The organism is Chamaesiphon sp. GL140_3_metabinner_50 (genome assembly GCF_025361915.1).
Taxonomy (GTDB): domain Bacteria; phylum Cyanobacteriota; class Cyanobacteriia; order Cyanobacteriales; family Chamaesiphonaceae; genus Chamaesiphon.
Window position 1 is genome coordinate 1 of sequence record NZ_JANYJC010000130.1, and the last position, 8,084, is coordinate 8,084.

General features: G+C 44.9%; 8 protein-coding genes and 1 pseudogene. 6 read left to right on the forward strand and 3 right to left on the reverse strand.

The features are described from left to right. A pseudogene (locus Q0R35_RS06980) lies at positions 1 to 93 on the forward strand (thiol reductase thioredoxin); the annotation flags it as partial. 300 nt (positions 94 to 393) lie between these two features. Beyond that, entirely contained in the window at positions 394 to 1,443 is a 1,050-nt protein-coding gene (locus tag Q0R35_RS06985; protein WP_295615373.1) for an LOG family protein, read from the forward strand. A 3-nt stretch (positions 1,444 to 1,446) separates the two neighbouring features. Here Q0R35_RS06985 and Q0R35_RS06990 read toward each other — a convergent pair whose 3' ends face one another. The 3 genes from Q0R35_RS06990 to Q0R35_RS07000 all read right to left on the reverse strand — a co-directional run bounded on the left by Q0R35_RS06990 (position 1,447) and on the right by Q0R35_RS07000 (position 4,711). Beyond that, a complete protein-coding gene (locus Q0R35_RS06990; RefSeq protein ID WP_295615374.1) occupies positions 1,447 to 2,346 on the reverse strand; it encodes a CoA-binding protein in 900 nt (299 codons plus the stop codon). Positions 2,347 to 2,536: 190 nt separating this feature from the next. Next, positions 2,537 to 3,643 carry an ATP-grasp domain-containing protein gene (locus Q0R35_RS06995; RefSeq protein WP_366944837.1) on the reverse strand — a complete coding sequence of 369 codons (1,107 nt, stop codon included), beginning with the start codon at positions 3,641 to 3,643 and terminating at the stop codon, positions 2,537 to 2,539. A 231-nt stretch (positions 3,644 to 3,874) separates the two neighbouring features. Then, positions 3,875 to 4,711: a hypothetical protein gene (locus Q0R35_RS07000; RefSeq protein WP_295615376.1), complete on the reverse strand. Its 837-nt coding sequence runs from the start codon at positions 4,709 to 4,711 to the stop codon at positions 3,875 to 3,877. Positions 4,712 to 4,922: 211 nt separating this feature from the next. On the opposite strand from Q0R35_RS07000, the gene Q0R35_RS07005 reads away from it, so the two are divergent. The 4 genes from Q0R35_RS07005 to rfbH form a co-directional block, all read left to right on the forward strand. Continuing rightward, the gene (locus Q0R35_RS07005; RefSeq protein ID WP_295615377.1) at positions 4,923 to 5,345 is read left to right on the forward strand and encodes a tetratricopeptide repeat protein; all 423 of its coding nucleotides are present in this window, start codon (positions 4,923 to 4,925) and stop codon (positions 5,343 to 5,345) included. Between the two features lie 41 nt (positions 5,346 to 5,386). Continuing rightward, positions 5,387 to 6,160, forward strand: coding sequence for a glucose-1-phosphate cytidylyltransferase (gene rfbF / locus Q0R35_RS07010; protein WP_295615379.1), 774 nt, complete (start codon positions 5,387 to 5,389; stop codon positions 6,158 to 6,160). 36 nt (positions 6,161 to 6,196) lie between these two features. After that, positions 6,197 to 7,282: a GDP-mannose 4,6-dehydratase gene (locus Q0R35_RS07015; protein WP_295615380.1), complete on the forward strand. Its 1,086-nt coding sequence runs from the start codon at positions 6,197 to 6,199 to the stop codon at positions 7,280 to 7,282. Positions 7,283 to 7,332: 50 nt separating this feature from the next. Then, positions 7,333 to 8,084, forward strand: a 752-nt coding sequence (rfbH, locus tag Q0R35_RS07020; protein ID WP_295615381.1) for a lipopolysaccharide biosynthesis protein RfbH, incomplete at its 3' end; no start/stop codon positions are given.

Genomic DNA, 8,084 nt, shown 5'->3' on the forward strand with positions numbered 1-8,084 from the left:
CTAATGATTTTCAAAGGCGGTCAAAAAGTCGATACAGTTGTCGGAGCAGTCCCTAAAGCAACTCTGTCTAATACCGTAGAGAAATATCTCTAAAAAAAATCCATCCGCGACGACAACATGGATGGAATGTGCGATCGATAAATAGTTGAGAATTTTCGGCAGGTCGAATCTCTCGATCGATCTCAAGCTTCCTCAACCAGAAAAATCCCAATTTTAAGAACAGGTCTTCAGTCCAGATACTTGCTCGATTGGAGAGCGTCTTTAGCTAACTTTAGCTGGAGACGCTTTTCATTAGGTGTTAGGTTTTTGGTGTTAGGCTTTAGGCTTTGCAGGTAATATTACTCCTTACTTCTTACTGCTTACTTCTTACTCAATTCCCCCATCTCCCAACTTATGGATGAGCTATCTAACCTCAAAATCGACCTCTCAGACACGATCGATCGCTTACCGACTATGCAGAATGGTAAATTGATTCAACGGGCTTTAGAAACGATTTTAAGGCTGTCTGAGACAGAGATCGATAGATTAGACTGGAAGATTCTGAGTGCCTCGATCGAGGATATGGAACGTGCCTTTGAAACCTTTAATCCATATCGGCATATTCGCAAAGTTGCAGTCTTCGGCTCCGCACGCATTAGCGATACAACCCCAGAATATCGACTGGCGCAGGATTTCGCACAGCTAATTGCCCAGCAAGGATTTATGACAATTACTGGCGGCGGTGGTGGGATTATGGCAGCGGCAAATGCCGGAGCGGGTGCCGAAAACTCCTTTGGCTTAAATATCGAGCTGCCCTTCGAGCAAGGGGCAAATAAATATATATCGGGAGATCCCAAATCGATCGCGTTTAAATATTTTTTCACACGCAAGTTATTTTTCTTGCGAGAGAGTGATGCCGTCGTGTTGTTTCCAGGCGGATTTGGTACCCAAGATGAGGCTCTAGAGACGCTGACGCTGTGCCAAACCGGACGATATGGCCCCGTACCGCTAGTACTAGTCGATCGACCTGGCGGTACGTACTGGCGCGATTGGGATAGTTATTTACGCAAGAATTTAGCAGCAACTGGGTTAATTAGTGCGACGGATTTTAGCTTATATACGATGACCGATGATGTCCGGGTAGCCGCAGAACTGATTCGGAATTTTTATCGGGTTTATCATTCCAGTCGTTATGTGGGCGATCTATTTACGATTCGGTTAAAAGTACCTATTTGCGATCGCGATCTAGATTTGCTCAATCGCGAGTTTGGAGATTTAGTAGCCAGTGGTGAGATCGTTCAAACTACCGCGCTGGCTCAAGAATTAGATGATGTAACTGCCGATCTGCCCCGACTGGTATTCAAATTCGATCGTCGTGATTTCGGTCGCTTGTATCAAATGTTGGGCAAAATTAATCTCATGGGTGGCGATGATTGCCTCGATACTCATCCTGAATCTAAGTAACAATTACCCCTTACTCCCTAATTTCTTGAGCAAGCTGGGAATTTGACCGATTTTTTTGGCGACGGGAATTTTAGCGCGTTTGTAAGTTTCGATCCGTTGTTGGATTGTATCGGCATTGTGAATCGGTTTAGAGAGCGTATGACTGAGGACGATCGCGGCATCAGTCAGCGGGTGAGGGGTGCTGGCATGAATTCCGGCTAGGTAAGCGACGACAGGTTTGCCCTGTTGTGCCAGTAGATAAGCCGCCGTAGCAGCTTCGGAATCCCAGCAAATATCGCCGACAAGCACGATCGATTCGGTAAAAGGGTCTGACTGAAGCCATTCTAGCCAGAGGCGACAGGAAGAGCCAACGAGCGGATCGCTACCGATATGGATGACGATCGATTGACCTAAATTGGCTTGATTTAATTCGCTGGCAATTTCGGCGGTTAAGCTCTGATTGCGGCTGATAATGGCGACTTTACCAGGACTAAATAGCTGCGGTTGATAGATACCCAGCAACAATCGATCGGGAATGATAATTCCCGCACTACCAGAACCGAGAATTAATGTCTTGCTAATACTTGCCTGTCGTAGCAAGCGAATCATATCGAGTGGGGGCAAGCCTCTGGTAATAATTATAATTTGGGGAATACCTGCGGCAATGGCTTCGAGAGCGGCATCGAGTACCTGGTAAGCAGACACAAAAATTAAACTAGTCTCAATCGGCCCTAACATCAATTGTGCCTCTTCTACCAAATCGAACATCGGCAGATCGCCGAGCGTTCCTCCCCCTTGTCCCGCGCTGACAATCCCTACAATTTTAGTACCATAAGTTTGCATCCGACCGATCGCAGCCAAAGCTAGTGGATTATCCACTCCTTGAATTAAAACACGGCTATCTAGTTGGAGATCGATCGTCATGGGATTTGGGAGATGGGGGATGGGAGTAAGAAGTAAGGAGTAAGAAGTAAGAAGTAAGAAGTAAGAAGTAAGAAGTAAGAAGTAAGAAGTAAGAAGTAAGAAATACCTTTGTCCTTTACCCCTTCTTCCCTAAAGCCTAAAGCCTAAAACCCAAAGCCTAAAGCCTAATACCTAATACCTAATACCTAAATTACTGCTTGGCAATTACTAAGGTTTGGGAAATCGCGCGATCGAAATTAGTCACGAGTTTGATTGATAATGGTAATAGCCCTGCTAGCCTGTCGCGATCGTGTTCTAGCACTCGCCAGATTGTCGTCAGATTCGAGTAGCGGGGGAAATATTGCATGACTTGTTGGCAACTATCGATTTCACTGCCGACAAAATTAACTAATAAAACATCGACATCGGGTGTAGAAGGCGAACGTTCGCGTCTAGAATTTGTGCTGATGCGATCGAGTGCAATTTGGATGTCTTCCCGACAAGCCGGATCGACGACAATACACTGAGCGACTTGACCCCCCCCTTGAGCGATACCGTCGAGCATGGCTAGAGCCAATCCATTGCCGCTACAGAGGATACTGATATTCCCGATATTCGTAAATAACGGCGATAATGTCCCTAATCGATTGCGGGCGACATCGACAACCTGCCACGGTTTGAGGTTAGGGTGTCTGCCGACAGCATAATGGTTGACACTAATTTTGCCATCTAATGCCATAACTGCACCATTGCGATCGATACCTAACGGATTAATCTCTACTAAGTCTAAATCTTGAGCGCGCATTAAGGCATACATTTTCTCGATAATCTCGCTGACAGCCAGCATCAGATCGCCATGTAATCCCATTTTTAGTGCCAATCGCCGCGCATAAAAAGAAGAAAACTCTTCATAGACAACTACCTGCTGAATTTGATTGAGAATGGCATTAATATTCATGCCGCCATCAGTGGAACCAAGTAATACTGGGCGACAGGCTAGCCTGTCGATGACGATCGCCAGATAAAATTCCTGGCTAGTGTTGTACTTTGCCTCGGCTAATAGTACCTGTGGATACTCGCCCAAAATCGGTAAATTAAAGATCGTGCGTGCTGCGGCGATCGCATCAATGGTATTTTCGACAAATCTAATTCCGCCAGCTCTACCCCGATTGCCGACGCTTACCTGCGATTTTAAAACGATCGGATACGGAATCCGCAACGCTTTGAGATCGGTCGGTCGATCGATCCTCTGCGATGGTAACACTGGGATGCCGACTTCTCGGAACAATTCTTTAGCTTGGTATTCTAGTAAATCCATGTAGCGGCGGATGGGGGATAGGGGAGCTTGGAGCGGCGGTGAGAAAGTCGCTCGAACATAATGATGATTCGACAATTGAGGAAAGCTACTGCTCTTGGCTGTTGGTAGAAATTATGGTTGGTTTTAGCGATCGCTAGATTATATTAATCGCCACGTTCGCAGAAACAACGCATAAATTAATACTATCCACTACTCACTATTCACTATTCACTATCCACTATCCACTATTCACTAATCTTTAACCGGGGCTTCGACTTTAAATTCTCCAGTCGGACTCATTGTAACCTTACCACCAGTTCCTCGGATGCCGACGATCGCGCGTTTAATCGCAAAATCATCGATGGCAGCCTTTAATACCATATTCCAAGCATCGAATTGAGCCTGTTTGCTATTGGGGTTGCGCGCCAGATAATTGGCAGTATTTTGGGAAAGTCGAGCGACATTCTGACCTTCTTCAGTGTCATACTGTCTAGCCCAGTTAGCCGCATTTTGCATCGAATTGCGAGCTTCAGACGCATTACCTAGAAATAGTAGCTCATCTACTGCCTTGAGTCGCCAAATAAAATAACTGCGATCGGGCACCTTTGGCGATAGAGATTTCAAGCCGCGATTCATCAGAGCGACCGATCTTTCTGGTTGCCCAGCATAAATCGAACCAGTATTCGAGAGATAAAAATAAGCATCGAAGAATCGGGGGTCGCGATCGAGAATTGCATCAAAATATTCCATCGCCGATGCATACCCAGCTTTTTGACGCACCTCATTATCCCCAAAATATTGGATAAAGTTGATAAAATGCCAATCCGCCACTAGATTCTTAAATCCAAATGTTGGTAATTGCTTCGAGATCGAAAGTTGGGCTTTAGCTTTAGCTTCTTCTTGTTGAAGAGCTGCCTTACTCAGGTTTTTACCCTGCTGCTTGAGGGCGGTTAATTGCGGCGTTTGGAGATAGATAATAGTAGCAAATGTACCCAAAATACCTCCAAGCTGAACACATAGTGCTGGCGATACCCAAGCTAATTTTGCTCTAAATTTATCCCAACCAGAACCCGGTATCGATACTGACATTAAATTAAACCTCCTAATAAAAGTGAAAAACCGATCGTGCTATTCCCTATCCCCTATCCCCTAGTCCCTATTCCCTATTCCCTATTCCCTATTCCCCTAACTTCGATCGAACATGATAGTTAATTGCCGAAAGTTGGTAACTTAAAGAAATAGCTTTAGTCTGACTCAGACCCCAAAGCCATAGATTTAACCATTAGGAGTAATGCCAAACATGGAAAAAAGTAAATTGACCAAAATTATTGTACTTGCCTCTGGAGGGGCTTTTCTGGCTTCGAGCGTCATGGGATTGAGTAGCTTAATCGGCAGTTCGATCGATCGACCGACAGCCACCGAAAATACCATCCAATCTCAGAGTGCCCAACTTCAAGCCGAAGAGAAAGGTTTTGCCACAGTTTTACAACGCGAGCCAAACAATCAAACAGCACTGCGCGGATTGGTAGAAATTCGGATGCAGCGAGGCGATGTAGCTGGTACCAGAGATGCACTCGCACAACTTGTCAAGCTCAACCCCAAAGATCCGCAGTACAAAGAATTTTTAGCTGTAATTGATAAACAGATTGCAGACAGTAAAAAAGTGGGTACTCTAAAACCAACCGAGCCAACGCAACCAACTCAACCATCTAAGTCTAAGTAGTTGCTGGTAAAGGGTTTATTCATTACCCCTCAACTTTGTCTATGAAAGTCGTCCTCTTAGCAGGTGGTTTAGGTACGCGTCTGACTGAAGAAACTGAAATTCGCCCCAAACCAATGGTCGAAATTGGCGGTCGTCCGATCTTGTGGCATATCATGAAACACTATGCCCACTATGGATTCCAAGAGTTTTTTGTCGCACTAGGTTATAAAGGCGAATACATCAAACGCTATTTTATGGACTACTACACCCTGAATGGGAGTATGACGCTAGATTTAGCCACTGGATTAGTTCAACCCCAAGCCAAAGAATGTGAAGACTGGAAACTGCACTTGATCGATACGGGAGTACAGACGAATACTGGCGGACGACTCAAACGCCTAGAACCCTATTTGGGTGACGAAACATTCGCGATTACCTATGGCGATGGCGTAAGTAATATCGATCTTCAGCGATTGCTAGAATTTCACAAATCGCACGGTAAATGGGTGACAGTCAGTGCGGTGCGTCCGCCAGCCAGATTTGGGGGATTAGTCATCGAAGGCGATTTAGTCGCTAACTTCACCGAAAAGCCGCAAGCTGGTGAAGGCTGGATTAATGGCGGCTTCCTGATTATGGAACCTCAAGTTTTTAAGTATTTAAACAACGACAGCGCGGGGTTAGAAGTCGAGTTATTAGAACGGTTAGCGGCTGACGGACAGCTAGCGGCTTATCGTCACTACGATTTTTGGCAATGTATGGATACCCTCCGCGATAAATACCATCTCGAAAGTTTTTGGCAAAGTGGCAATCCTCCCTGGAAAGTTTGGGAATACTAAACATGTGGGTTGCAATCTTATGCAAATGGATGGGTTATGAGTCAAAGTAATAATTTTTGGGACAATCGACCGACATTAGTCACTGGTGCAACCGGGTTGCTCGGTGGTTGGTTGGTAAAACGGTTGTTACGCTTGGGTGCAGATGTCGTCTGCGTCGTGCGCGATACAGTCCCGCAATCGGAACTAATTCGCTCTGGATCGATCGATCGAGTTAAAGTAGTGCGCGGCGATGTAGGCGATCGAGTCTTCCTCGAACGGGTGTTAGGCGAATACGAAATCGATACGGTAATGCACCTAGCAGCCCAGACAATCGTGGGTATTGCCAATCGGAACCCAATTTCGACTTTTGAGACTAATATCGCGGGTACGTGGCAAATGCTCGAAGCCTGTCGGCATAGTCCGAGTGTCAAGCAAATCGTGATGGCATCATCAGATAAAGCTTACGGCGACTGCGATACGCTTCCCTATGTGGAAACTACCCCCCTCAAAGGTTTGCACCCCTACGATGTCAGTAAATCTTGTGCCGACTTAATCGCGCAAGCTTACGGACATACTTATAAATTACCCGTCGCCATTACCCGTTGCGGTAACTTCTACGGTGGCGGTGACTTAAATTGGAATCGAATTATTCCCGGTACCATTCGATCGATCTTACAAGGCGAAGCTCCAGTAATTCGATCGGACGGTAGTTATATCCGCGACTATATTTATTGCGAAGATGGTGCGGCGGCATATACATTACTCGCCGAGCAATTAGCCAATAATTCGAGTTTGTACGGACAAGCTTTTAACTTTTCTAACGAGACACAAGTTACAGTTCTAGATTTAGTCTCTCAAATTGTCGAGATGATGGGATCGGAATTAATTCCGATCGTTCAGAATCAAGCCAGCAACGAAATTCAACATCAATTTCTCGATGCTACTAAAGCTAAAGAAATTTTAAATTGGTCGCCTGACTTTACACTCGATCGCGGATTAGAACAAACGATTATTTGGTATGAGAATTTCTTAGACTCGCAAAGACATAAGTTAGCAGAAACATCTGGCTCATTCGTTGATTATGCCACGATCGAGCAATTATCTTTGACCGATCTTGCTATTCAACAAGTCGTCCATAACTAAGCGATTTCCTCATTATAAATATTTTAAATTTCTAGCGGAAGCAAATTAAAGTGGATAGAAAATCAGAATTACGATCGCAAATATTAGCACTCGTCGCCGAATATCATCAGGAAGCATTTCCTCACAAAGAATTTACGCCTGGATCTTCAGCAGTTCCGGTATCCGGCAAAGTATTCGATGCCACCGAACTGCAATATCTGGTAGATTCTTCTCTAGATTTTTGGTTGACTACAGGTAGATTTGCTGCCGAATTCGAGCGAAAATTAGCCGACTGGATTGGTGTTAAACATTGCGCGCTCGTTAATTCTGGTTCTTCTGCCAACCTAGTGGCTTTGAGTGCTTTAACTTCTTCTTTGTTGGGCGATCGTAGGTTACAGCCTGGGGATGAAGTGATTACTGTAGCGGCTGGTTTCCCCACTACGGTCAATCCTATTTTTCAGAATCAATTAATTCCAGTATTTGTCGATATTAAATTACCTACTTACGATATCGATGTCACGCAGTTAGAAGCTGCGCTATCTCCCAAAACTAAGGCAATTATGATTGCCCATACCCTCGGCAATCCATTTAACTTAGATGAAGTAATGGAGTTTGCCGATCGACATAATCTTTGGGTAATTGAAGATAATTGCGACGCTTTGGGCAGTATCTATCAAGGCAGAAAAACAGGTACATTCGGACACATTGCGACTCTAAGTTTTTATCCCGCTCATCACATAACTATGGGTGAAGGTGGTGCCGTCTTAACCAACGATACTAAATTAAAGAAAATTATTGAATCTTTCCGTGACTGGGGGCGAGA

What these genes read in the sequence shown, in the direction of transcription:
- Q0R35_RS07005 (WP_295615377.1), top strand. Translation starts at nt 4,923, where the DNA reads ATGGAAAAAAGTAAATTGACCAAAATTATTGTACTTGCCTCTGGAGGG.
- Q0R35_RS06995 (WP_366944837.1), bottom strand. Translation starts at nt 3,643, where the DNA reads ATGGATTTACTAGAATACCAAGCTAAAGAATTGTTCCGAGAAGTCGGC.
- Q0R35_RS06990 (WP_295615374.1), bottom strand. Translation starts at nt 2,346, where the DNA reads ATGACGATCGATCTCCAACTAGATAGCCGTGTTTTAATTCAAGGAGTG.
- Q0R35_RS07000 (WP_295615376.1), bottom strand. Translation starts at nt 4,711, where the DNA reads ATGTCAGTATCGATACCGGGTTCTGGTTGGGATAAATTTAGAGCAAAA.
- Q0R35_RS07015 (WP_295615380.1), top strand. Translation starts at nt 6,197, where the DNA reads ATGAGTCAAAGTAATAATTTTTGGGACAATCGACCGACATTAGTCACT.
- rfbF (WP_295615379.1), top strand. Translation starts at nt 5,387, where the DNA reads ATGAAAGTCGTCCTCTTAGCAGGTGGTTTAGGTACGCGTCTGACTGAA.
- Q0R35_RS06985 (WP_295615373.1), top strand. Translation starts at nt 394, where the DNA reads ATGGATGAGCTATCTAACCTCAAAATCGACCTCTCAGACACGATCGAT.